The organism is Clostridium sp. TJA032, from assembly GCF_058310275.1.
This window is the reverse complement of record NZ_JBZEFB010000001.1, coordinates 257,395-282,830: the sequence shown is the minus strand read 5'-3', so window position 1 is coordinate 282,830 and position 25,436 is coordinate 257,395. Positions and strand designations below refer to the sequence as shown.

Annotated in this window: 23 protein-coding genes; 5 read left to right on the top strand and 18 right to left on the bottom strand. The window is 26.0% G+C overall.

Going from position 1 to position 25,436, the window contains the following annotated elements; translation table 11 throughout:
- Positions 1 to 271: 271 nt before the first annotated feature.
- The 6 genes from AC4FRL_RS01235 to cas6 all read right to left on the bottom strand — a co-directional run bounded on the left by AC4FRL_RS01235 (position 272) and on the right by cas6 (position 6,033).
- Complete coding sequence (locus AC4FRL_RS01235; RefSeq protein ID WP_491138182.1) at positions 272 to 1,216, bottom strand: phage lytic cycle repressor MrpR family protein; 945 nt, start codon at positions 1,214 to 1,216, stop codon at positions 272 to 274.
- A 290-nt stretch (positions 1,217 to 1,506) separates the two neighbouring features.
- A complete protein-coding gene (locus AC4FRL_RS01230; RefSeq protein ID WP_491138181.1) occupies positions 1,507 to 1,713 on the bottom strand; it encodes an NADAR family protein in 207 nt (68 codons plus the stop codon).
- A gap of 136 nt (positions 1,714 to 1,849) precedes the next feature.
- Positions 1,850 to 2,608 (bottom strand): type I-B CRISPR-associated protein Cas5b, encoded by a 759-nt coding sequence (cas5b, locus tag AC4FRL_RS01225; RefSeq protein ID WP_491138179.1) that lies wholly within the window; start codon positions 2,606 to 2,608, stop codon positions 1,850 to 1,852.
- 3 nt (positions 2,609 to 2,611) lie between these two features.
- A complete protein-coding gene (locus tag AC4FRL_RS01220) occupies positions 2,612 to 3,553 on the bottom strand; it encodes a type I CRISPR-associated protein Cas7 (protein ID WP_491138177.1) in 942 nt (313 codons plus the stop codon).
- A 3-nt stretch (positions 3,554 to 3,556) separates the two neighbouring features.
- Positions 3,557 to 5,323 carry a type I-B CRISPR-associated protein Cas8b/Csh1 gene (locus AC4FRL_RS01215; protein ID WP_491138176.1) on the bottom strand — a complete coding sequence of 589 codons (1,767 nt, stop codon included), beginning with the start codon at positions 5,321 to 5,323 and terminating at the stop codon, positions 3,557 to 3,559.
- Between the two features lie 17 nt (positions 5,324 to 5,340).
- The gene (gene cas6 / locus AC4FRL_RS01210; protein ID WP_491138175.1) at positions 5,341 to 6,033 is read right to left on the bottom strand and encodes a CRISPR-associated endoribonuclease Cas6; all 693 of its coding nucleotides are present in this window, start codon (positions 6,031 to 6,033) and stop codon (positions 5,341 to 5,343) included.
- 362 nt (positions 6,034 to 6,395) lie between these two features.
- Here cas6 and AC4FRL_RS01205 point away from each other — a divergent pair, with 362 nt between their 5' ends.
- Complete coding sequence (locus tag AC4FRL_RS01205) at positions 6,396 to 6,947, top strand: hypothetical protein (RefSeq protein ID WP_491138174.1); 552 nt, start codon at positions 6,396 to 6,398, stop codon at positions 6,945 to 6,947.
- A 928-nt stretch (positions 6,948 to 7,875) separates the two neighbouring features.
- Here AC4FRL_RS01205 and AC4FRL_RS01200 read toward each other — a convergent pair.
- Both AC4FRL_RS01200 and AC4FRL_RS01195 read right to left on the bottom strand, forming a co-directional pair.
- On the bottom strand, positions 7,876 to 8,442 hold the full coding sequence (locus AC4FRL_RS01200; protein WP_491138173.1) for a recombinase family protein: 567 nt from the start codon (positions 8,440 to 8,442) through the stop codon (positions 7,876 to 7,878).
- An 891-nt stretch (positions 8,443 to 9,333) separates the two neighbouring features.
- Positions 9,334 to 9,783, bottom strand: coding sequence for a YkvA family protein (locus tag AC4FRL_RS01195; protein ID WP_491138172.1), 450 nt, complete (start codon positions 9,781 to 9,783; stop codon positions 9,334 to 9,336).
- Between the two features lie 294 nt (positions 9,784 to 10,077).
- On the opposite strand from AC4FRL_RS01195, the gene AC4FRL_RS01190 reads away from it, so the two are divergent.
- A complete protein-coding gene (locus tag AC4FRL_RS01190; protein ID WP_491138171.1) occupies positions 10,078 to 10,392 on the top strand; it encodes a hypothetical protein in 315 nt (104 codons plus the stop codon).
- Between the two features lie 240 nt (positions 10,393 to 10,632).
- Here AC4FRL_RS01190 and AC4FRL_RS01185 read toward each other — a convergent pair whose 3' ends face one another.
- Positions 10,633 to 11,316 (bottom strand): hypothetical protein, encoded by a 684-nt coding sequence (locus AC4FRL_RS01185; protein WP_491138170.1) that lies wholly within the window; start codon positions 11,314 to 11,316, stop codon positions 10,633 to 10,635.
- A gap of 134 nt (positions 11,317 to 11,450) precedes the next feature.
- On the opposite strand from AC4FRL_RS01185, the gene AC4FRL_RS01180 reads away from it, so the two are divergent.
- Complete coding sequence (locus AC4FRL_RS01180; RefSeq protein WP_491138168.1) at positions 11,451 to 11,681, top strand: DUF4318 domain-containing protein; 231 nt, start codon at positions 11,451 to 11,453, stop codon at positions 11,679 to 11,681.
- 510 nt (positions 11,682 to 12,191) lie between these two features.
- Here the strand turns inward: AC4FRL_RS01180 and AC4FRL_RS01175 are convergent.
- From AC4FRL_RS01175 to AC4FRL_RS01165, 3 genes are read right to left on the bottom strand one after another with little or no spacing between them, the layout of a single operon-like run.
- On the bottom strand, positions 12,192 to 13,985 hold the full coding sequence (locus AC4FRL_RS01175; protein WP_491138167.1) for a DUF2357 domain-containing protein: 1,794 nt from the start codon (positions 13,983 to 13,985) through the stop codon (positions 12,192 to 12,194).
- Entirely contained in the window at positions 13,969 to 15,975 is a 2,007-nt protein-coding gene (locus AC4FRL_RS01170) for an McrB family protein (protein ID WP_491138165.1), read from the bottom strand. The genes AC4FRL_RS01175 and AC4FRL_RS01170 overlap by 17 nt, the downstream gene beginning before the upstream one ends.
- A gap of 2 nt (positions 15,976 to 15,977) precedes the next feature.
- Positions 15,978 to 17,111: a hypothetical protein gene (locus AC4FRL_RS01165; protein WP_491138164.1), complete on the bottom strand. Its 1,134-nt coding sequence runs from the start codon at positions 17,109 to 17,111 to the stop codon at positions 15,978 to 15,980.
- A 318-nt stretch (positions 17,112 to 17,429) separates the two neighbouring features.
- On the opposite strand from AC4FRL_RS01165, the gene AC4FRL_RS01160 reads away from it, so the two are divergent.
- Positions 17,430 to 17,834 carry a (deoxy)nucleoside triphosphate pyrophosphohydrolase gene (locus tag AC4FRL_RS01160; RefSeq protein WP_491138163.1) on the top strand — a complete coding sequence of 135 codons (405 nt, stop codon included), beginning with the start codon at positions 17,430 to 17,432 and terminating at the stop codon, positions 17,832 to 17,834.
- Positions 17,835 to 17,913: 79 nt separating this feature from the next.
- Here the strand turns inward: AC4FRL_RS01160 and AC4FRL_RS01155 are convergent, their stop codons facing one another.
- The 4 genes from AC4FRL_RS01155 to AC4FRL_RS01140 are packed head-to-tail and all read right to left on the bottom strand — an operon-like array spanning position 17,914 to position 22,885.
- Positions 17,914 to 19,074, bottom strand: a complete 1,161-nt coding sequence (locus AC4FRL_RS01155; RefSeq protein WP_491138161.1) for a hypothetical protein — start codon at positions 19,072 to 19,074, stop codon at positions 17,914 to 17,916.
- An 18-nt stretch (positions 19,075 to 19,092) separates the two neighbouring features.
- Positions 19,093 to 20,850 carry an Hsp70 family protein gene (locus AC4FRL_RS01150; RefSeq protein WP_491138160.1) on the bottom strand — a complete coding sequence of 586 codons (1,758 nt, stop codon included), beginning with the start codon at positions 20,848 to 20,850 and terminating at the stop codon, positions 19,093 to 19,095.
- 13 nt (positions 20,851 to 20,863) lie between these two features.
- The gene (gene grpE, locus AC4FRL_RS01145; RefSeq protein WP_491138159.1) at positions 20,864 to 21,478 is read right to left on the bottom strand and encodes a nucleotide exchange factor GrpE; all 615 of its coding nucleotides are present in this window, start codon (positions 21,476 to 21,478) and stop codon (positions 20,864 to 20,866) included.
- Positions 21,479 to 21,493: 15 nt separating this feature from the next.
- The gene (locus AC4FRL_RS01140) at positions 21,494 to 22,885 is read right to left on the bottom strand and encodes a J domain-containing protein (protein WP_491138158.1); all 1,392 of its coding nucleotides are present in this window, start codon (positions 22,883 to 22,885) and stop codon (positions 21,494 to 21,496) included.
- A gap of 137 nt (positions 22,886 to 23,022) precedes the next feature.
- On the opposite strand from AC4FRL_RS01140, the gene AC4FRL_RS01135 reads away from it, so the two are divergent.
- A complete protein-coding gene (locus AC4FRL_RS01135; RefSeq protein ID WP_491138157.1) occupies positions 23,023 to 23,334 on the top strand; it encodes a DUF3784 domain-containing protein in 312 nt (103 codons plus the stop codon).
- 52 nt (positions 23,335 to 23,386) lie between these two features.
- Here AC4FRL_RS01135 and AC4FRL_RS01130 read toward each other — a convergent pair whose 3' ends face one another.
- Entirely contained in the window at positions 23,387 to 24,241 is an 855-nt protein-coding gene (locus AC4FRL_RS01130) for a PIN domain-containing protein (RefSeq protein WP_491138156.1), read from the bottom strand.
- A 17-nt stretch (positions 24,242 to 24,258) separates the two neighbouring features.
- Positions 24,259 to 25,428 carry a tetratricopeptide repeat protein gene (locus AC4FRL_RS01125; protein WP_491138155.1) on the bottom strand — a complete coding sequence of 390 codons (1,170 nt, stop codon included), beginning with the start codon at positions 25,426 to 25,428 and terminating at the stop codon, positions 24,259 to 24,261.
- Between the last annotated feature and the right edge of the window lie 8 nt (positions 25,429 to 25,436).

Genomic DNA, 25,436 nt, shown 5'->3' with positions numbered 1-25,436 from the left:
AAATAAACTTTCTTTTAAAAACATCCTATGTTATGGTTAAATTATTACTGTTCTAATTAGAATAGACAATAATTTCAAATTTAAATACATCCTATATTAAGGTTAAACAAATTAATTTTTTAAAAAGCTCATTAATTTCAAATTATATATTAATACTAAAATAAAGTAAATAAATAACGTAAATTTTAAGCTTAAAATTTAATTAATTTACGGTTTATTTATATTTTATATTTTATATTTATATTATATATTAAACTCAAAAAATTAAAGGCTAAAATAAGCCTTCAATTCCTTTTATGAAGTAATCCTTACCTAAATATATGTCCTTTAAAACTTTAAGTTTATTTTTCTTTTTTACTACATTTAAATCTTCTATACTACCCATAACACCGTTTTCTTTCAAAACCCTTTTTAATTCTAACTGATTTATATCTATACCATCATTTTTCTTGTATTCTAATAAAACTAAGTCATAAATAAGTTTTGAATTTTTTATTGATACTGGAGTAATTTTTTTATGTAAATGTTTTGAATATGTCTCAAACCTCTTCTTTAAGGTTGCTGAAGGTAAAATAAGGGCTCCACCCTTTCTTAATCTACTCTTTATTAAATAAGGAGAATCTAAATTTAAAGGATAATGAGTTGAAATTCCCTCTTGTATGCTTTCCATATACTTTTCAATTTCAGTTTCTTTTTTTGCACCTTCTAATATAGAATTACAATACTCATTTAACTTTATTTCTTTTCCTTCTTCTAATATTAATTTACCATCTTTTAATTGCTCTGACTTTAAATTTCTTATAGTGTCAAAATTATTATCATAAAGTCCCATGTATATCATAAGAATTAAAGCCTTATCTTGATAATTTAGCAAATTATCTATTATATTAAATATCTCACTTGGAGAAAAAATATCTGCCTCTTTAACGTTTAACATATCCCTAACATAAAATAAATTTAGATGTTCTGTAGCACTTGGATTACCATAAAATTTAAACATGTCTTTTAATCTACTTATACAAGTTGATAAAGTTGTGTTTGATTTCCCATTATACTCTTGCTTTAAAAATGAATCTACATCCTTAGAGGTTATATTAACTATAGAATCTATCCCACAGTTATTCATATAGTTATTTAATTTATTACAAATAACCAATATAGTTTTTTTTGTATTTTCACTAGTAATGCTTTCTATATATCTGTCGAACTTTTCCACTGTAAACACTCCATAACTAATAAATTTACCTTACATTTTGACTATATAATATATAGCTATCTTTTTCAACTTAAATCCATAAAATTTATAATTTATATAAATTTTCCTATTATATTTCATATTTTTTACATCTATTGTAAAATAAATCAGAAAATATGGAATGTATTTTCTTTTAAAAGCTACTAATTTATAAATTATCTCTAACTTCCATTAAGGCAAAATCTAATAAATTTTCTCCATTCCAAATACCTATGTTAAAATTCTTAACTTGCCTACCTAAACTTTTAATCTCACTTTTGCTTAGATGTTGATAATTTTTTAGATAAAATAGCAAAATCATTAAATAATCTAGCCTTTTCAGCCATCATATACTGTTCAGCACAACAATATAAAATTCCATCAATACTAAATTCAGAGTAATACCCTTGACTTAAACAAGCTTTTGTAATTTCTTTATTACCCTTTTTTGTATATCCCCAAAAAAATAAAAAATCCATATCTTTATTTTTATTAAACTCCTTGCAAAGTAATTCTAATGTGTATTTAATAATATTCTCCCCCTATTTTAATAAAGCTTATATAAAAATTTAAATATATTTCCTTTAAAAACTCTTAAGATATTCATATCTTATTTTATATAAATTGAATAATTTTATCCTTTACTTTATAAGTTAAACTTTCCTTTTCCCCCTTCTCTAAAGGACTATTTGTATAAATTAAACTTTCTGTTTTATACATACTTGTCTCCTCATCAAGAGATATAGGTAAAAATTCTTCATACTTATAAAGACTTTCATAATTATCATAACTAGTCTTTGATAACTTATATGTTCCTTTTTTAAAGAAACTATCTATAAAATCAGCTTCTAAAACTTCATTGCAACTACATATTTCACAATTTAATATATCTGCTCTATGGTCATTTTTCCCAAGGTAAGGAAGATATATAGCCTTTTTATTTAAAATAAATTCTGAAATTTTTTTAGCTTCCTTATTATCTAAAAGAAGATAAATATCCCAAGAAGGCTTTTCAAGCCATTGTTCTTTTACAATTAAATTTCCTCCCTGTTCTTGAGAGGCATATCCTACAGAATTATTAAATACATTAACCTTTTTTTCTATAAAACCCTTTTTATTTCTTGGAACTATAGAAATTCTTAAATTCTTTAGTTTTTCATAAAACTCTGGTAAAGTTACCTCCTCCTTAGAAAACTTTTCATAACTTGTAGTAAATTTTTTTTTATTATACCCTCCATAACCTACTATAGCTCCAAAAATTCCAAGCAAGGCAACTTTATGAATATGACCATAGGTAAAATAAAGCTTAGAGTTCACATCAGGCCTTTTAAAAAAACCATTTCTTCCTTCTAAAGTAAACTTTAAAATTTCCATATACTACACCTCTTTTTTACTAAAGATGCTATAATACTTAACTCCTTCAAAGTTAGCTTTAACATCTATTGTTAAAGGATTATAATAAACCTCTATACTCTTTATTCTTTCTTCTAGCCCTTCTAAAATTTCTTTAAAATTTAACTCAAAGGTATTTTTTTCTTCTCCCTTTATAAAATTTACATATCTATCTAGATTTGGTAAGTATAAAGTACCTTCAGTTTCTATAAAGACTCCTAACTCATTTTCACAACCAAGCTTTGAATTTGTTGCAAAAGCTGTTACTGAGGAGAGAGCCTTCTCTTTAAAATCTTTATAATCCTCTTCTGTATATCCTTCTGTAACCCCAAGTTCTATAAACTCCTTATATGCAAGGGGATTTATAACAAAAGGATAACAGTAATGAGCCTCTGGTGTTACTATTTTAATTCCTAAAGTTGAATTTTTTGCTTCTTCTTCCTTGTTTGATTTTACAGAACTATCTCTAAAAGGTGATAATATAGTTTGTTCTTCAGCCTCAGCCTCTTCATAAATATTATAACCTTGTCCAATTTGAACTGCGCCAGTTATGGATATATTGTTTTTAGACTCTGCAAAGGTAGCTCCAAAATTTTTAACATCCTTAGCTTTAAATAAATTTTTTAAAAGCTCTCTAGAATTATTTTCTTCCTTTGAATATTCTCCAAAAAGACTTTCATATCTTTCCTTTAAAGATTTTGGAACTAATGAAACCTCACCTTTTTTTCCCTCAGAAAATTTCATAGATTTTATATATAAAACCTTCTCTCCTGAATTGTCCCAAGCTTTTTTCATAGGATACTTTAAGGCCTTATCACTTCCAAAAATATCTCCATCAGAAGTTGTTTTTGGGAATCCTGTAAAATCAGCATTCCAGTTTGCCATTCTAGATGAAATACATATTAATCCATAAACTCTTTTGTTCATAATCTAACTCTCCTTCTTTTCATAAATAATATTGCTACTTAAATATCCAGCAGTTATTATATCTCCCTGTATTTTTCCTTCAACTTCATAAGCTAAAATCATGGTATACATTCTTTTAAACCTTAAATCTTTATTTAGGTCTAAAGCATAGTTAAATTTTTTATAAAGTCTAAATAAATTTGATTTTATTATTTTATCATTTTTTGCATTTATTATAGGATTACCTAAGGATAAAGCCTTGTTTTTCCCCTTGCTTTTTCCTACTAAATAAGAAGTTAACTGACCAACTGCATAAAAGTATTCTCTATCACAGCTTATAGAGTCCTCTTTTTGCTTTAAGACCTTTTCTCTTAAAGTATTCTTTATTTTTAAAAGAACCTCTGCCATGCTTTCCTCTCCTTCCTCAAAATACTCTTTTAATGAGTAAATTAAATTAAACTGATTAATTGCCTTTTTGTAATATCCATTATTTAAAGAATGTTTAAGCATTAATTTTGATGCCTTATTTAAGCTTTTCCAAATATTTTTTGAATTTCCTTTATAGAAAAAGTTAAACAACTGCTCCTTACTTATTGATAAAGCTCTCTTAACCTCTCCTTCTTTAATAATAGGCTCCTCTAAAAAATAATTATTTTTTAAAAGCTTATTAAAAAGTATTATGTTAATTAATTCATGCATTTCATCTCTATTTTCAATTATTCCATAATGCCAAGTATCTTTTTTCTTATTATATAAATTTTCTAAAGATTCACCTATAATATTTTGGAAATTAAATTTCTTATGAAGCTTAAAAGAGTAGGAAGAAATTATATCAAAGTCAATTATTTCACATTCAGTAGTTCTTTGTATTTTAAGATAAATCCCAGAGAAATTATTATTTTTTATAAATTCTCCATTTTTAATAGCATAAAATTCTTCTTCATTCATATATATGTTAGTTTCACCTTTACAGGCCTTATTAAATAATAAGTCAAATACTTTTTTATGCTTTAATATATCTTCTTCACTAACTAGGAAAGGAATTGTATTGTTTCTAGTTCTATTTTCTAAAAAAGGCTTTTTGCTATTTAAGGTTGAATTATTATTTGGAAAACCTAAAATTCCCTCTTTAGTTTTTATATTATAATTATTGCTATTATAAATATTAGGAATTAAATAACGTTTACCTTCCTTTATAAAATCCTCTTCCTCATATAAGAAAAATATCTTTAAGTAATTTTTATTTGTTACATCTATATCTAGCTTAAAAATATTATCACAAATCCAAGACTTTATTTTAGAAAGCCTTTCTAAATTAACCTGCCCAATTTCTTCTTCTACCTTCTTGTAAATTTCTAAGGACTTTTTACCCTTTTTTGCATACTTTTCTTCTAAATTTGATAAAACTCCATAGTAATCCTCTATACGTTCTTTATTTAACTTTGCTTTTCCCGTCTTTTCATCTTTCTTTAAGCTTTCCTTTTTAAGAAAAAAACTTAAATAATTGTTACTATGTATAACTTTCTTGTTATCAATTGGCTTATTCATATCAATTAATTTACTATTATAATCCATTTTACATAATAATTTAAAATTTTCTATACTAAAATCTACTTCTTTAGTATTTTTATTAAATGAAATCTCTGTTCTATAGCTTTCTTTTAAATTTCCCTCTTTATCTTCCTTAACTATAATATAAGTTCCCTCTGAAAGTGTGTATTCCTCTAAAATTTTATCCTCTAAGGTACTTCCATAATTATTATAAATATAGTTTATAATCTGATTTAACAACTTCTCCCCTCCCCTCTTTATATTGTTTTGTAATTTACATATCCAAAGCCTCTAGGATTTCCTTCTCCTAAGCCAACTCCTAAAAGCATATAAGCTATTTTCTGTGATAAATCATCCTGACTTATATGAAGTTTTAATTTATCTGAAAGAAGTTTTACTCCCTTACAACTTATAGCTATAGGTTTTTTATTCTTAAACTCTAAGGAGCTAAATAGTGGAAAATCTTCTCTTATTTTTTCTCCTGTAAATTCATTATACTTTTTTATACTATTAATCTTTAGTCTATCTTCATATTCCTCTAAAGACATATTGTTTCTCCAATACCCAAAATCATTTTTTACAAGAACTGGGCTTATAGAGTATAATTTATCTATAAAGCATTTTTTTATTAACTTTATATTAACCTTTATACCTTTTATTGAATTATTGTAACTTTTATGAATCTCATTTAAAAGATATTTTGCCAATTTGTTATTTATAGTTCTTAGCTGAAAGGTATAAATCTTATCTTTTTTATAAAGCTTATCCTTCTCTAAGGGGTAAAAAGAATTAAAACAATACATTTTATAACAGTTCTCTCTATGTAACTTTAAAAAGTTTTCTTTTCTGCCTAAGGTAATATCTATAAAATTACTTATTTCTTTTAAAGCTTCCTCACTTTTTATATCTTCTAAAAGGTATACCTTTACATCAAGCTGATAAACCTGCACCTTTATTCCCTCCCATAAAATATCATAAGATTTTATTCTTAAACTATTATATCAAGCCTAAAATATATATTAAACCTATTATACAATATAAACATTTATTTTAAATTGTATGTTTTACTAAAAATCAATTTATTTTATTAATCTAATTGCAAATTATTACAATATTTAAGTTAATATTATTATTAATTTACTTTAATTGTAAAAATAATAACAATATATAAATTATTGTTATTTTTTTAATATACAAAAAATTATTAAATAATATATAATTTATATAAATAGTAATATTATTGAAGGTTTATAGATTTATATGTCTAATATAATAATTAGGTATAAAATCTTTTTTTGGGGGGGGTATTTTAGTGTTTAGCATAGATGAAGTAGCAAATAAATTAAATGTTAGTAAGCAAAGTATATACAAAAAGATTAACAATAAAGATTTTGAAGATTTTGTAGTAACTGAAAAAAGAAAAAAGTACTTAACTTTAGAGGGGGTAAATAAATTACAACTTATGATAGAGAAAAAAGCAACTGAAGAAAATCTTAAAGAAGAACTTAAAAATCTCAAATCTATAATTGAAAGACAAAAAATTGAAAATGGAAGTCTTAAAGTAGAAAATGAAAGAGTTAAAAAGGAAAATAAAGCTTTATGTAATGAGATAGAAAGCTTAAATGGAAAAATAAGAACTAAAAATATAGAAAATGAATGCTTTAAGGTAGAAAATCAAAGAGTTAAAAAGGAAAGTGAAAGACTACTTGGTTTAATAGAGGATGAAATATCAAAACAAAACCTTATGATAAAGGAAACTTTTGATAATACAGAAAACTTGTTAAGATATAGACAGGAAAATTATGTGAGAAGAAGTGATAAATATAAAAAGAAATCTTTTCTTAGAAAGCTTGGAATATTTTAATATAAAAATATAAAAAGAGGTTTAATTAACTTCTTTTTTTATTAATGTTATCATTATAATTATTTAAAGCCCTAAAGCACACATCTAATGTTACGGTTTAATTAAAGTTTAAGGTGTGCACACCTTTATACCCTTTATACTTAAATACATCTATGTTTTGGTTTAATAAATAATTAATAATGATAACACATTAAGAATTATATCATACTCTATTTTTAATTTAAACTTGCATATAAGAAAAATCCTATAACAATGTTAAAAATACCATATTAATATATTTATTAAAAATATTGACAAAGTAAAGGTTTTAATAGTAGAATAATTAAGGTCATTAGATACTAATGACTTTTTTCATGTTCACTCATATATTATGTTGTAATGTTTTTTGAATAAAAATAGCACCATAAATTTATGGTGCTATTTTTATTTATATAATATTCTTAAAAATACCATATTTATTAAAATTATATAAATATACTGTATATTAGTTCAATCTTAAACTCATAAAGGGTATAATAACTTAATAAAAATGGATAAATATTTTTTTAATTAGCGGTGAAGTTTATATAAAATATTATATTATAATAATAACTAATTTTACTTATACAAATATAACATGTACTGTTTCTAATATTTATTTAGTAATAAATCACCAAATTATTTCTATTAAATATTATATTAACTTTTATATTTATTTACTTTAAATACATCTTGTTTTTTTATAATTTATAAAGAATATTTCCATATTTAAATATAAACATAAACTAATCTTAATTTTTCTTTATTTATTATTTTAATTAATCTAATATATAATATCAATAAATTCTATATTTCCTGTTTTAAATTCATTATTATTGTTACTAAATAAATAAACTTTATAAATTTACTTGTATTTATTATTATAAAATATTAAATAAATAATTATCTTTTAACTATTTTTTCTTTTATATTCTTTAATTAATCTATCCAAAGTTGGTCTACTTATATTTAATTGACTTGCCATTTCAATTTTATTAATCTTTCTACAAATATATTTTTTGTATAAATTTATAAATTTTTCATCTATTTGCTTTGATTTTCTCCCCTTGTACTTACCTTCTTTTTTAGCTATTGCTATACCTTCTTTCTGCCTTTCTAATAAGTTTGATCTTTCAAATTCATTTATAGCTCCAATCATTGTTAACATTAATTTTCCAGTTGCTGTACTTGTATCTAAATTTTCTTTAATACTTTTTAAATTAATATTTTTATTTTGCAACAACTCAACTATTGATAATAAATCCTTTGTACTCCTTGCTAACCTGCTAAAATCCCATACATAAATAGTATCACCTTCTCTAGCAAAATCTAATAGTTCTTTTAATTTCTGTCTATTTGTATCCTTGGCACTTGCTTTCTCTATAAACCATTTTTCTATATTATAAGCTTTTAAACCCTCCTCTTGCATTTTCTCATTTTGCTCTATTGTACTAACTCTTACATATGCTAAATTCATTTGCTTATCACCTCTCTTTATTAATTTGCTTTTTATACTTATATGATATCATTACGTAAAATTAAAATAAATATTTAATATGAAATTTACTTAATGTAAATTTTATATTAAATATTTATTTACAAAAAAGTATATAAAAAATATGGGAAAGAAAACTTCAAAGTTGAAGTTCTTGAAGAATATGAAGATCAAAAGCAGTTAAATGAAAGAGAAATTTACTGGATAGAATATTATCAATCAAGAAATCCTTCTATAGGATATAATCTTTCAAAAGGTGGAGAACAAGTTCATATTGGTTGTACAGAACATGAAATACAACTTATCTCAGAAGCACTTATTAATTATACAAAGGATAATATATATGACCTAATTTCTATATTAGAAAAATTCGGATTAAAGGTTTATAAAAAAATGAAGAATGGAAACCAACTAGTTATAATTCAGATGATAGTAAAAAAATACTTATAAATGATGATTCTATAGTTGTAAGTTTTTATACTAAAAACCAATGTTCTATAACTAAAGAATATGCAAAGACATTTGATTGCAATTATTGGAAATATAATTTAATAGTTGAAATTGATAAAATTCCAAAATTATTTAAAAAACTAGCTGAGGACTATACATCAAAAAAAATAATTCCTGAATCATTTTCAGGACCTGCAAAAGGAACTTCTGGAATTTTCTTAGAAACTCAAAAATATCCTAATACTAAAAGTATAAGAATGCCAATAAATTTTAGTATGCAAAAGAAAATTTATTAATAATTAAATACTTTAAATATAATTATTAAATAATATAGAAAGGACAAGCCTCTCTTTTTTTAATTACTTAATAATTATATAAAAAATAAAAGCATCTAAATTTTAGATGCTTTTATTTTTTAATTTATTATGCTTCTATTTTCTTATCAATATCTTCTATAGAAGATTCCTCATATTCTCCGAACCATTTTTTTAGTCTACCTTTTGCTTTTTCCTTTACTTCATCATCAATATAGAAGGCTACTGCTGCTAGGGCTGCAAGTAAAAGACCTAAGTCATCTGTATATCCTGCTATAGGTGCAATATCTGGAAGAATATCTAAAGGAAGTATGAAATATCCTAAGGCTCCTATAATAATACTTTTTGCCCATTTAGGAGTTGTGTCCTTTTTTAAGGTATAGAAAAGTAAAAGACATATGTAAACAACCTTTATTCCTGCCTTTTTAGCAAACCTTTTTAATTTTTCAAAAAAATCCTTATCTGAGAAATACTTTGAATACTTGCTTAAATCTATTTTATGCTTTTTCCCCTTAAGAATAAATTCCTTAAGAGATTTTTTGCTATTATTATCCTTCATTTTAAAATACACCTCCTTATTGATATTTATTAAATCATATTTTCTATGAAATAATCTATAAAAGCTTTATAACAATCTATAAAATAAATTTAGAGTTTTTTATTACTTTCCCAAAAATCCCTTAGTTTTTTTCTCTCTCCTTAATTAGTATTTCTTCACTCCCTAAATATTATTAATTTTCTTTTTAAAAAATCATAATCTGTAATCTGCTTAAAAATTTCTTATGTTTACCATTTATTAAAAATTTGGTAAAATATACATAGGTTTAGTAATTAAAAAAGGGGGGGAATATTTATGATAGTTGTTCATAGAAATAATCTACTAGACATTATGAGGTCTTATAATGTAGTTATAGATGGTGATTACTGTGGAAAGATTAAGTGTGGGGAAACAAAGCACTTTGACTTAGAAGAAGGAGAACACACCATTTATTTAAAAATAGACTGGTGCAAAAGTGCTAAATTAAATTTTTCCCTTAAAGATGATGAAACTATATTTTTTGATTGTGGAAATTACCCAAGTGGTTGGAAACACTTCTTATTTCCTATCTATGTAAACTTCTTTGGGAATAAATATTTATTCTTAAAAAGAAATAGTACTTTATCTTAAAATTTAACTTTTAAATTAAGTCTTATAAAAAGCTTTTAAAACTTATTTTTTTATAAAGCCATAAACTAAAAGGGCTACAAGATTTTTACCTTGTAGCCCTTTAACTTTATCTTAAGGGTAGCCCCCTTTTTAAGACTTTAAGCTCTTTAAATATAAGACTTTTAAAGACTTATTTTTAGAGCCTATATTTTATATTATATCCTTATTTTTTGATTTTTATGTACAAAAATAAACTTAAAATTAAAGTTTAAAAAGCTTTGCAAAGTATTTTTTACTTCTTTTTCCCTCTATTTTTATTCTAAAAGGACTTTTATCATAGCCTTCTAAGATTACATTTCCCTCTTTGTCCTTATAGCTATTATTTATATTTTTATAATAAAATATATAATATCCAAGGATTATTCCCTCCTTAAAAGAACCAGTAGCTCTACTTATTGCTTCACTTCCTAAAGCAGCAGAACTATTTTTTAATTCATATAATCTTCTTCCTCTTTCCTTGCTTTCTGTTACAATTACCCCTGATATATTTGTTATAAAAGCCCATATAAAAAAGATTGCAAAGGCAGTATATAAAAAAGGTTTACTTGCATAATTTAAAGCCTCTATATTGTCAGTTAAACTAAAAATTCCTAAGGCTTCTAATAAAAGTACTGCATAAGATGAAAGGGCAAAAACTATGCCTAAAACTATCATAGACATATCTTTAAACTTTGGAAAATCAACCTCTTGTAATTTTTTTAACCTGCTTAATAAATCTATAGAATAATTAACCCTGTTTAAAAAGGCTATGTTTAAAGCACCTATTAAAACTAAATTAAGAAAAAATATAAAAGAAATATTATCCTTAAGGAAACTTAAAACTAAAATTGCTAAGCTTATTACTACGTTTGATATTATATTTACCCTCATTTTTGAATTTTCCATGAAAATCCTCCCTTCTTTTATGATTTTAATTTTATATTCTAAATCAAATTTACCTAGATAAAATCATTTTCAATGAAATTTTATAGTATAATTGAAATACTATAACAAATAATTTTATTTAGGAGAAAGATTTTATGTTTAAAAAAGGCTTTCTAATCGATTTAGATGATATACCTAAAAATGACTATGATATCTCTTTAGAAATTGCAAAATATTGTGGAAAGAACAATTTAACTTTTGAATTTATAAAAAGAACCTACCCACTTATAGTCTTAATTGATGGAAAAAAGTATAAAGTTACTAAGGTTCATATCCCTGGTAAATTTATAAACTGTGTATGTTTAAGTTGTAAAGAAATAGCTTAGATTTTTTAAAATCCTCATACAAAAAACAAAACAAAGATACTTATCTTTGTTTTGTTTTTATGTTATAAATCTAAATACTTTATAATATTTAACACTTATACTTTCCTTTAATACTATATTAATATTATATAACTTTTTTGTTAAAATGTAAAAATATTAACATAAATGCTTTTTTAAGGTTTTATATTCCTTTATTTAAACTTTAAAAAGTAACCTCTATGAGATAATAAAAAGAATAGTTTTAAAAATAAAAAAGTAAGACATTAAAGAATGTCTTACTTTTTAAGTTAAAAATTATTAAAACAATTATAAGGGTTTACTGGTAGAGAAGAGAAAATAAAGCTTAAATGGAAATTTAAAATCTTAAAGCTTTATATAAAATATTATTTCCTTAATGATTTTTTTTATACATATAAAATAAAAAATTTTTTCTTTATAAACTTTTATTTTAAAATCTTTATTTTATAAGAAATTTCTTTAATTTCAGGTTATTTTATTTCTTATTTTAAATTATTTTATAAAGCCTTCTCTTTCTATAACCTCATTTATTTCCTTATTTAACTCCTCTTTTACAAGGTCTAAATTTTTCTGTGGTTTAAATTTTAAAAATTTTATATTATAGTCCTCTACATCCTCTAGATTGCTATTTTCATCCTTATCCTTTGGATAAAAAACCATAACCTTGCTTACAGGAAATATAGGTAATACCTTCTTACACTCCTCTCCCCTTTCTCTTAAAATAAATTTACTTGCACACCCTATACCATAGGAAATTAACTGTTTGCAAACTCCCTGTTCTAGATGTCTATAATAATCTCTGCTGTCCCAAAGCATTTCTTTTCTTCTATACTTAAATTCAAAAAGTACACTTCCTAAGTAAAAGTTCCCTTTATATATATCCATTCTTCCATCTGGCTTATTGTTACTTGCTCTTATAAAAAGTGGATTTTTTTCAAAGTCTGTTCTTTCACTACTTTTTGGTATTTTTGTGTCATAATAAAACTTTATTTTTATATCCTCTTTTTTAAAGATTTTAAAGGTGTTTTCTTCTAGAAGGTAAATATCCTTTTCTCCCTCCTTAGAGATTAACTCATATCCTAAATCCTTTAATATATTGCATAGCTTTATATAACACCACATTTCATAAAGTATATCTGTTTTTTTCCATTGAAGAGTAAATCTTTCTTTTTTGCTAAAGTTAAAGTCCTTAGAGTGAAGTCTTTCATAAACTTTATATAAAATATTGTATCTTGAATCCTGTATTAATACATGGGGAAGAGTATAGGTTTCTACAGATTTTATGCTATTATACCACTCTGTAGATTTTAATACATTTATGGAATTTCTCATTTTAAAAGCCTTGTTTCTAAGTTCTATTATATAGTCTAAGGTGTTTTTCTCCTTGTTTAGTAGTATATTGTTACTTCCTTCACTTGAATATCTTTTTATTTCCTCTAAGGCTTTACTTTTCTTTTTAGAAACTATTTCTATTTCCCTTATAAAGCCCTTTAAAAGATTTGATATTTCTAAGACTATTTTCTTAACCCATCTATTCTCTGGCAAGTCATATTCCATAGTTTTTGTTGGCACCTTCATAAAGCCCATTTTTTCTGAATTACTTAAATGGTTTCTAATGGTTACATTGTCTATATACCTAACCTTTTCCCTTCTTACCTCTTTATAATTTGTTCTTATCTTATAGTTTGGTCTTACTCTAAGCTCCATTAGAGAATGCATTATATTTTTAAACTCATTTGCAATTACAAAGAATTTATAAAGTCCCTTTGGTAAGTCTAAAAGAAGTTCTTTTTCATAAAGGTTAAATTTTCTCTTTACAAAATCAAAGCTTATTCCCTCTATTTCCTCCTCTAACTCCCTTCTTATTTCCTTTGCCTCATCCTTTGTAATTATTTTATTTATAACCTTAAAGGCAGAGAAAAATATTATGTCCTTATAAACAACTCTAATTAAGTATATTCCTGGTATAAAAGGGGAAACCCCATCTTTACATAGAGGGATTTTCTCCTCTGAAGGTCCTAAAAATAAACCTCCTCTTTTTGTGGTTCTTATATTATATTCCTCCTGCTTTTTTTCTAAAAGCTCTAGTAAGATTAAATCAAGCTCCTCCATGTAAAGCCTAGCCTCTTTATCCCCTTGAAATCTTAAATGAATTAAGCTATTTTCCTCAACCTCTGCTATGTTTTCATAATCTATATCCTTTAAAGCCTCATAAAATTTTAAATTTATTATTTCTTTTGTGTAGTTTTTCTCAAAGCTTACATTAAAATTATAAGGTGTATCCATATATGCTAAGCTCTCTTGCCTTGTTTAAAATTTGTTTTTTTGAGGTTTTAAAGTCTGAAATATCCTTATAATTTTCTAGTATGTCTAAAAGTTCTCCCTTTACTTCCTTATTATAATGGCTTTCTCCATCATAAATATCATATTCCCCTATAAAGCTACCCCATTGTTCCTTAGTTCCTCTGATTTTTGGAAGTATTCTTTGGGCAAGTTGAATATCTAGGCCTTCTTCTCTACTTATTATGGAGTTTTTAGGAATATTTCTTATATAATCATCTATTTGACTTACTATTCTAAAGCCAATACCTACATTCTTATTTAAAAAGTTCATCTTTTCATTTATTTCTGATAAAAATTGAAGTTCTCTATCCTTTAATTCTATAAAATCCTCATGTTTTATCATATCCTCATATTCCTTAAAGGTGATTTTACAATGCTTTTCCTTAATTTCTTCTCTTTCTCTATTTTTTAAACCCTTAAGGGCTAAAAAATTTCCTTGCTTTAAGGTTATTACATTGGCTCTATCTAAAACCTTATCTGAAAAATGATAGGTAGATTCATCTAGATTTACTGTTCCCACTAAAAGAATATTTTCTCCTATTTTTATTTTTGACTTATATTTTTTTGAATTTTTTAGTCCTTCTTCTAATTCTTCATTATATAGCTTTAATACTCTTTCCTCTTTATCTAGTTCTAAAACAGAAAGTATTTGAGAAAAATAATGCTCAACTCTTGCTAAGTTCATTTCATCTAAGCATATTATATAAAGTTCTTCTTTATTTTTTGATGCCTCTATTAAGGTGTCTATAAAGCCTGAATCTCCTGGTCTATAAATATTGTTTATACTATCTACATATCCTAAAAGATCACTATCATCTCCCCAAGAAGGTCTTACTGAAATTAAGTTTAATCTATTTTCTGAAAGGCCTAAGGCCTTTCCATAGGCTTGAACAATTTTTGACTTTCCTGTTCCACTCATGCCAGATAAAATTACAAGCTTTGAGGATTTCATAGCTGTATGAAAGTTTATTAAGTCCTTTTCATCATATAGAAGTTTCATAGCTATGCAAGTTTCTTTAAAGTTTTCTAAAAAGAAATCTTCCCCTGTTTTCTCATAGCTTTCCTCTCGTCTTTCTATTTCCTTCTCTAAAAGACTTTCCGTAGAAATCTCTTCTTTTATTTTAAGTTTTAAGTTTCCTAAGTCCTCCTCTAAGGTAAGGCTTTCTTCTTTTATTTCTTCTTTATCCTCTTTATTTTCTTCCTTTATAAAGGTAATATCCTCTTTTATTTCTTCCTCCCTTTTTTCAAGGTTTGAAATTAAATTGCTTTCCCTTGAAAGAGCTTCTATGTAAGAGGCTGTATTATTTTCTACAAAGATTATATTTGAAATCTCTGCACTTCTAATAAAATTATCATACCAAGCTTCACTTTCTTCTATGGCGTAAAGCTTGTCATAATCATATCTAACCTTACCATATTTAAAATGCTGTTTTGTAAATCCTGAAAGGGCGTAAAGCTTTTTCTTATCCTCAAAGAATATAAGTCTTGGAAAATTCTCCTCTTCCTTTGAAAGACCTAAAACCTCCTCTATCCATTCTCTATTTTTTAGCTTTTCTACAAAAGCTTTAAAATCTATCTTTAGGTTTTTCTCTGAGTATACAGGTACTGCTCTATATTTAAACTCCTCACTAAAATTCTCTGGCTTTTTTACTATTATTTCCTTTAAGGCAGAAGGATTTGTGCTTATAAAGGGAGTGAATATAAGAAGCTTGTCCTTTAAATAATCATAGAATGTATCTTCCTTACTTTCTCCTTCCCTTTCAATTAATCCATATTTATATATAGATTCAATAAAACAGTTAAATCTCTCTTCCTTTATATTTTCTAAGGAATCCTCTATTATATTTTTTACACTAAATTGCAAAAATCCCCTAGAGTTTTCAAAAACATTACTATCTAATTTTCCTAAAAGATACATATTTATATTTTCCATAGTTAATAACTCCCCTTATCCATATGATTTTTTACCTCTTGAAAGCTCTTAAACTTTAACACCCTATAGCTATTTTCCTCCCTAATTGCTCTACTTTGCTCTAGGGCATTTAGGTCATATAATAAAACCCAAACCTCTAAATATTCTTCTTTTAAAAGCTCCTCTAAGGAATGAACCCTTTTTATGTCTATATTGTCGAACTCATAGCTACTTCCCTTTAAATGAATTTTATCTATATGTCCAATTAAGGCTACTCTATCCCTTGAAACCTTGTCTAATTCATTTTTTATGTTTTCAATTTCATTAGTAAGTTCCTTATTTTTTACCTTTAACCCCTCTTCTCTGTTTTTTATCTTTTGCCCTTCTTTAAGAAGATTTAAGTTTTCCTCTATTAATTCCTTTTCTCTTTTTATTGTAAGGTCATATTTTCCCTTTAAACTATTATAATTTTCTGTGCTTTTTATAACCTTTCCTTCACTTGTTTCTAATTTCTTCTTTAAGGTTATAATATCTTGATTTAAAATGTTTATTTGCTTTTTCAAGGCATTTTTCTCATTATTTAAGGTCTTTTTTTGCTCCTTTGACTTGTCTAAATCCTCCTTTAATCTTTGACTATTTCTCTCAAGCTTTTCAACCCTTTTTATAAGTTCTTCTAAATCCTTATTTTCTACTACCTTTTCTACTTCTTCTTTTTCTTCTTTAATCTTATCCTCATCCATAAGTTTCTCCTCATTATCCCCTTTTAAAGTTTCTTCCTCTTCTGAATCTAAATTTAAGGTTTTATTTTTTATCTCATTTATATAAAACTTTTTTTCATCTAAATACTCATCCTCATTACTCCCAATTAAAAATTTTAAAATAGGCTCCTTTTCCTTCCCTTCTTTAATAAGATTCATAATCTTACTTTTATCCTTAACAGATATAAGCTCAATTAAAGACTCTGACAGAAGATATTCCCTAACATTTTTATAGTTTTTTGTGTTTGATAGAATATTCTGCTTTGCAATTAAAGCAGGAATAGAGGTTTTATTTTTTGTGGTAAAACCATTTATACTTACAGGGGCTTTTTCTATTATTTCATTTAGTCTTTGTCTATTTATATAATTTAAATACCATTTTAAAATCTCTTTATTCATGCTCTTTCCCTCTCTTTATTTATTTTTTAAATACCCTTATTTTCTTTTTATTTATATATTTTTAAGGCAGGAATTTTTTCTATAATTGCCTTAATTTAATTATACTCTAAAATAATAAGTTTAACTCCTAATATCTGTAATTATACACAAAATTACTTCATAAGAAAATCATAGCTAAAATACTATAAAATTCTCTATTTTAAGAGGAGATTTTTTTATTGTTTAATAAGTAATTTTAAAAATATTTCACTATTTAATTTTAAAATTTCCCCTAGAAAATAATTGTGATAAAATAGTTTTCGAGGTGAGATAAACATTATGAAAAAAACAGTAAAAGTAGTTGGAGCTATAATTGAAAATAGTAAGGGAGAAATTCTTTGTGCTTTAAGAGCAGAGAATATGACTCTTCCTAAAAAGTGGGAGTTTCCTGGTGGGAAGATTGAAAAGGGAGAAAGCTTAGAAGAGGCTATACTTAGAGAAATTAGAGAAGAATTAGACTGTACTGTAGAATATATATGTCCTTTTAATGATAATACTCATGAGTATGAAAAGGTCATAGTTAATTTAATAACTGTAAAATGCAGACTTTTAGAGGGAGAACCAAAGGCTAAGGAACATGCAAAGCTTATATGGCTTCCTGTAAATTATCTTGAAACTTTATCTTGGGCTCCTGCTGATATTCCTGCTCTTAAAGAATTAATAAAGGAAAGCTTAAAAAATTAAAAGGGAAATTTTATAAAGAAGGTTAAAATAAAAAGGTCAGAAATTTTCTGACCTTTTCTTTTTCTTTAAATATTATAATTTAAATATTTTCATTCTTTAATAGGGAGTTTATTTTTTCATTATTGAAGATGCTATCTTTACATTCTTTTTTTAACTTTTCTCCATAGAATCTGCTCTCTTTTTCCTCTTCTCTTTTATCTAGAATAAGGGCTAACCTATAAAGAGAATCATCATAATACCATTGATTTTTAAAATTCTCTACATAAGCTTTATATTTTTCTATAGCTAATTCTTCTTCTCCTAGCTTCTCATAGCTCTGCCCTTGCCAAAAAATAGCCTCTCCCTTTATATAGTTTTCATAATTTCCCTTTTCTATTTCTGAAAAGCCCTGTAAGGCCTCCTTGTACTCTCCCTTTTCATATTTTTTTAGGGACATATTTAAAGAGGACAAGGGATAAAATTCTTTATACTCTTTTTTTATCTTCTCTTTTTCCCTTTCTTCTACTTTGATTTTTTCCTTTAAGCTTTCTATATCCTTATTTAACCTTACTTCTCTTTCCTTTACTTCCTCTTTCATACTTAGTATTTCTTCCTTTAAAGAGTATTTCTCCCCTTGAAGCTTTTTTATTTCTTCCTTCTCCGTACTTAAAAAAAGTCCGCCTAAAAGTATAACTACAGATATTGTGCTAAAAGAAATAATATTTTTTCTTTTCTCCCTTTTGTTTTCCCTTAATTTTTCTAAGAAATCCTTTGAAAGTATATTTCCCTTATCTTTATTTAATGCTCCTTCTAAGTATTTAAGAGCATTTTTTTCTGACTTTTTCTTAAGGTAAATCATGCCTATGAAAAAATCTATATCTGCCCACTCATAAGGCAAGTGCTTTAAGCTTAAAAGAATTTCCAAGGCCTTATTATATTTTTTCTCCTCTATACAATCTAAGGCTTCTTCATATTTTCCTAAGCTTTCCCTAAACTCCTTTGAGTTTAAAAAACTTATATATCTTAAAGCCCTCTCCTCTTCCTTATTAATTAAAAGACTTTTTTCAAAAAGCATTTTAGCCTTATTAAAGTATCCTTTTTTAAAGTAAGAAAGTCCTAGTAAATTTAAAATATCAATATCAGAGGAATTTAATAAATAGGCCTTCTCTAAAAGATAAATTCCCTCTGATATATTATTTTCTGAAAGCTTTAATAAGGCTTTATTATAATAATCTATATAGGAAAACTCTTTATTATTCATATTAAAGCTCCAATCACTTTATAAGTTATAAAACATATCTGTTAACTTTTCATCTAGTTCTTCTAAGCGTTTCTTATCATTATCTAAAAGAGCCTCTTTTATTTCTTTTAATATATTATTAAGCTTATTTTTATCCTCTTCCTTTAAGCTACTTGCCTTTCTTTCTGCTATGGAAAGAGACATTTTTACAACTTCATATAAAGGAGATTTTTTTAAAGCATCGCTATATAAACTGCTAATAGAAGTTATGGAATTATTTTTAACTTCTTCATACTCCACATCCTTAAAGGTGCTTTCAGCTAGTAGTTGCACTTCATTTTTACTTAGTCTGTTAATAGCCATAACTCTCTTTTCTACTTTTCCTGTACTTTTAATTCTAGCAGAAACATCAAGCATTCCATTTAAATTGTAGGTAAAGGTAACTACTACAACTTCAACGCCTACCCTTGCTGAAGGAATATCTGTTAATAAAAATTCTCCAATTAAGGTGTTTTCACTTGCAACTTCACTTTCTCCTTGATAAACCTTAATAGCCATACGAGTTTGCCAATCCTCAACAGTTATATAATCTCCAGAATTACTGCAAGGTATCTTTGTATCCCTATAAATTATAGGAGAGAATATATTTCCTATAACCTCAATACCTAAAGTATGGCTACAAGCATCTGTTACTATTATTCCATTAGCAGAGGTTATTTCACTATTTTTTATTCCTGCTTGAACCGCTGCTCCTAGGGCTACAGCCTCATCTTTATTAACACCTTTTTTTATTTTTTCCTCTCCAAATTTTCTAATTAAAAGATTTTTTACCATGCTCATTTTACTAGAACCACCAACTGATAAAACCACATCTATATCCTTAGGCTCTAGATTACTAGCCTTTAAGGTTTCATCAACTATGTCCTCACTTCTCTTAAGCAAGTCATAGGACATTTTTTCAAAGTCTTCCCTTGTAAGCTCTAGTTCTATATCAATACAATTTCCTTCCTTATCAATATGAAAGTTATTCATTAAAATTTCTGTACTATCATAGGCAGATAAATCCTTTTTAGCTCTTTCAGCAGCACTTTTTATTTCACTTAGTTTTCTAATGCCTAAGTTGTCAGTATCTATATCATAATTTTTCTTAATATGCTCAATTATATAGTCCTCAATTTTCTTGTCAAAGTCCTTTCCTCCAAGAAGATTGTCCCCTCTACTAGCTCTAACATCCATAATTCCAGAAAACATATCTAAAACAGTACAGTCAAAGGTTCCTCCCCCTAGGTCATAAACTAAGATATTACTCTCTTCCTTTAAATTTTCTAAGCCATAGCCTAAAGCTGCTGCTGTTGGCTCATTTATTATTCTCTCAACCTTAATTCCTGCTATAGTAGCTGCATTTTTTGTAGCATTTCTTTGAAGATCATTAAAGTTTGCAGGTACTGTTATAACTGCCTCTGAAACTTCCCCTATTTCCTCTGTTGCAACCTCTACAAGACTTTTTATTATCATAGCTGATATTTGCTCTGGTAAATACTCCTTCCCTCCTACTAAAATCTTTTCAGTAGAACCCATTTTTCTCTTTACCTCTGCTATTGTACTCTCTGGCTTTAAAATCAATTGTCTTTTTGCCTTTTTCCCAACTATAATTTCATTATCCTTAATAGTTACAACAGATGGAATTACAGAACCATCTCCAAATTTATCACTTTTTATTATTACTGGCTTACCATTTTTAATGTAGGCTACCTCTGAGGTTGTTGTACCTAAATCTATTCCTATAATTTTACCCATAAAAAATCTCCTCCTAATTTCTTATAACCACTACATGGGCAGGTCTTATAACCTTTCCCTCTAAAATAATACAAAGCTTTAATTCCTCAATAATAGTGAAATCTTCCTTTTCTAAATCCTTTCTAACCTCTTTGCAATAGTGAAAATCCTCATTAAATTTTTCTCCTAGGGAGGATTTTATCTCTAAATTTAAATCCTTAAGCTCCCTTTTTATAAAGTTTATATACTTTGTAACCCTCTCTACTAAATTTTTATCTCCACTATAATCTGCATAATATTTTAGCCTGTATATTTCATCTATTATACTTATTAAAGCCTTTAAGATTTTTTCTTCATATTTATTGCACCTTGAAAGTTTTTCATTTAAACAAGTATTTTCCCCTTTTAATCTTTCAATTTCTAAATAAAGCTTACTTATTTCATTTTCCTTTAAAAGCTTCTGTTGAATAAAATCTAACTGCTCTGCTGTATATAATGTGTTTTTAGCTATTTTTTTTTGAAATTTAAAAACCTCTTTCATTATTACCTTTGTTTCTTCCCCTTCTAAAAGAAAGCCTTCCTTTATATCTTCCTTTTTCTTCTTGCAGTAAGTGTTTATTTCATCATCTATATTTATAAAGTTATGCATAAACCCTCCCATTTTTTATATAAATAAAGCTAGAAAAATCCCTATAACAGCTCCTGCTTTTCCTCCAAAAATAGCTCCTATTAATCCCCATAAAATAACCCTTTTAATTCTCTTCTTTAAACTTACTCCTCCCTGTAGCTTAACCATGCTATCTGAGGATTTATTTATTTTAAATTCTTCTTCCTCTTCTTTGTTATTTTCCTCTTTATGTAATTTTTCCTTATTTTCCTCCTGTACCCTTGTGATTTCTTCTATTTCATATAAAATATTTGTTCTCTTTAAGCCTTCATAAAGTTTATAAAAATCTCTTTCAATTCCCTCTAGTTCTCTAAGTATAAATTCTCTACTTATCTCCTTTGAAAGTTCCTTATAAATATTCTCCTTATCCCTTGAAAAGCCTTCCATAGCCCTCTCTCCAAAGTAGTTTTTAAAGCTATTTTCAAATAAAACAAAGGATACTCCTATGTAGTCTCCTATAATGTTAAAGTTTCTATATTTTAAATAATTTAAATAGTCTCTATAAAAATAAAATTCCTCAAAATATTTAGTGCAGTCATATCTAGAAAAATAGTCAAGTAAATCCTTCATTAAATAAAAAGCCTTCTCTTGATTATTTCTCTGTCCTAAAAAATAAAAGGAAAAGAACATATATTTTATATAATTAAAATTTTCTTCAAAGCTTGAAAAGGTGGCTATATCCATAAAAATCTTTTTATATTTATTTTCATAAGTTGTATTTTTAAAGAAGAGATTTTCATAATAAAGGTATAAAACTAAACTTTCCTCTGCATCTCTAAGCTTAAATAATACATTTACCTTCTCATTTAAAATAGTACAGGCTTCCTCCTCCCTATTTTCATTTAAATATAATAAAAATAATCTATAACTTGTTTTAAAGCTATTAAATTTATTAAGGGAAATTTTAAGATAGTCCTCTCCCTCTTTAAAATACCTTAGCCTGTAGCAAATCTCCTGCATATATAAAAAGTCCTTCTCTTGTAAATCCCTTGATAATCTTAAAACCTCTCTTTGAATATCATAGGCCTTTTCATACTCTCCTAATTCATAATAATTTTTACTTAAAAGATTTTTTGCAAAATTATTATCTTTTTCTAAAATTAAAAACTTCTTTAAAAATTTTATAGATTCTAAATAATTATTCTCATAATAGAAATTCTCAGCAGAACTTAAAAGCTTTTGAGTTTCATAATTAAAGCCATACTGCTCCCTATATTTCTCCCTAAATCCCTCATCTTTTAAGGCTTCATAGGCCTTTGCAATATTATCAAATTCCTCTGGGAATTTTTCAGGAGGATATTTTTTTACAAGCTTACCATAAGCTACTTTAATCTCTTTTATGTCTGCATCCCTAGAAACTCCTAATATTTCATAATAAGACTTATCCATTTAATACCCCACTATTTTAGGTGAAATATAATTTCTTTATTTAGCATATATTTCCCTTACCTATGATATAATAATGTTAATATAGTAAAAGTATATTAATAATTTATATTTTTAGAATATTTTAGGAGATGATTTTTTTGTTTAATTTTATTGCTTTAGGTGCTTTTGGTATTCTCTTAATTTTTTTAGCATACCTACTTATAGTTAAGAAAAAAGTAAACTTAATACATTCCTATCAATTAAGAGGGGTTAAAGATATAAAAAACTACTGCACAGCTATGGGGCTATGTATTCTCTTTTTAGGAGGAGTATTTTTATTTTTCTCCCTTTTAGGCTTGTTAAAAATCATGACTTTTAATAATATGGAATTTTCAATAGTTTCCCTATGCCTTTTAGATGTTTTAGGAATTTTATTTGTGCAAAAAAAGTTTTCAGGACGTATAATTTAATAAATTTTTAAACAAAAAAATAAGATTGCCTTAAAGCAATCTTATTTTTATTTTAAGACAGTATATCCTCTAAAGTGCAGGTATTAATTCCCTCAGCCTTAGCCTTAATATTAAAGGCAATATCATTTGTTATTAATATAGGATTAAACTCCTTAAACTGCATTGCCACAGATAGTATTAAATTATCTCCCTTTAAGCTATATCCCTTTGGTATTAAACTTTCATTAGCTTGAGAAAATACTATATTTCCCTTTTTATAGCAGTCTATTCTTCTAATAGCCTCCCTTGCCTTAAAGGCAACATCCTCTTTAAAGTTAGTCTTGTTACGGTCTAGCTCCTCAATAACAGTTTTAGATATAACAATTAAATTATCTACGGTAATGCAATCTAATATTCTAGGGTCTTCAATAAATATATTTGTATCTATTATATATACCTTTTTATATTTTTTATTTACAAGGTCAAAATACATCTCCTTTGTAATAGGATTTTTTTCCTTTTTCCCAATGTATTTTTTAAGGTATAACAAATACTTTGCATTAAGCAAGACTTCTAAAATATTATCTTTATTTCCATTAATGCCAATACCTTTTACCTTTGAAATAACCTTTAAAATATCTTTCTCATACTTTTCTAAATTTCCCTCAAGCTTTAACTTTCTCTTTTCTATAAGCTTTATTTCCTTCTCTAAAACATCCTTGTTTTCCTTTAACCTATGCATCTCTTTATTTGTAAGACTTTCTCCATGACTTTCAATAACAAGGTCTAATTCCTCTTTAAGCTTCTTTTTTCTATAAAACTTATGATAAACAGCTTCTAGCCTTTCATTATTCTTTTGTATAAAGTTTCTTATTTCCTTAATAGATACTATGCTTTTTTCTAAAATATCTTCAAAATTCTTTTGCATAACTTTTTGTAAAATATTTATTCCTTTAAAATTCTTTCTATATTACTATTGTTAAAAATGCTATCTCCACATTGATTTTTTAATTTCTCTGCATAGATTTTAGCATCCTTCTTATCTCCTAATTCTTCTAAAAGCATTGAAATTCTATATAAGGAATCGTCATAGTAACATTGATTTTTAAAGTTATTTATATAATCTTTGTAATCTTCTATGGCTAAATCATATTCTTTAAGCTTTTCATGACATTGTGCCTGCCAAAAAACTGCCTCATTTTTTAGATAGTTTTCATAATCGCCCATTTCTATATTTTTTAAGGAATTTATAGCCTCCTTATAAGAGGAGTTTTTATAGGCACTTAAAGCTCCTCCTAGTAAGCTAATTCCCTCTTTATCACTTTTTTCTCCCTTATCCTTATCATAGGTAAAGTCTTGTATCTTTTTTTCTAACTTTTTTATATAGTCCTCCTTCTCCTTAAGCTCCCCCTCTTTATAGGCAAGTTCCTTTTCCTTCTCCATTAAACTATTATTTAAGGAAGAAGTTTCCTTTGTAAACTCAATTTTATCTTCTCTATTCTTGTTAAAAAGGAAAATTAGGGAGGTAGTAAAGACTATTATTATAAAAATTAATAAGCTAAAGAACCATATTCTTCTTCTTTTGTATATTCTGTTTTGTCTTAATTTCTCAATATAATTTTTTGATAGGACATTTCCACAGTCCTTCTCCTGTGCCTTTTTAAAATAAATCTCTGCCTTTTTATACTGCTTTTTCTTTATTAAGATTAATCCTATTAGTAAATCTACATCAGCCCAGCAATAATCCTTATCTGATAAACTTTTTAAATCCTCTAAGGCCTCTTTATATCTTTTTTGCTCAATTAAAGATAGGGCTTTTTTGTAAACTTCTTTATCAGAGGATACCTCCTTTGAATTAAAAAATTCTAGATAAATATTTGCCTTGTTTTCTTCCTTCTTATTTATCTCTTTACTTCTAGTCCAAAGGCTTAAAGTTCTTTTAAAATTGCATAAGGCAAAGTAGCAAAGCCCTAAAAGATTTAAAATATCTGTATCCTTTGAGTTTAACTCATAGGCCTTTTCTAATAAAGAAACTGCCTCTGATATATTATTTTCTTTAATCTTACAAAGAGCTTTATTGTAAATATCAATATATGAATCTTCTAAATCACTCATATTTTTCC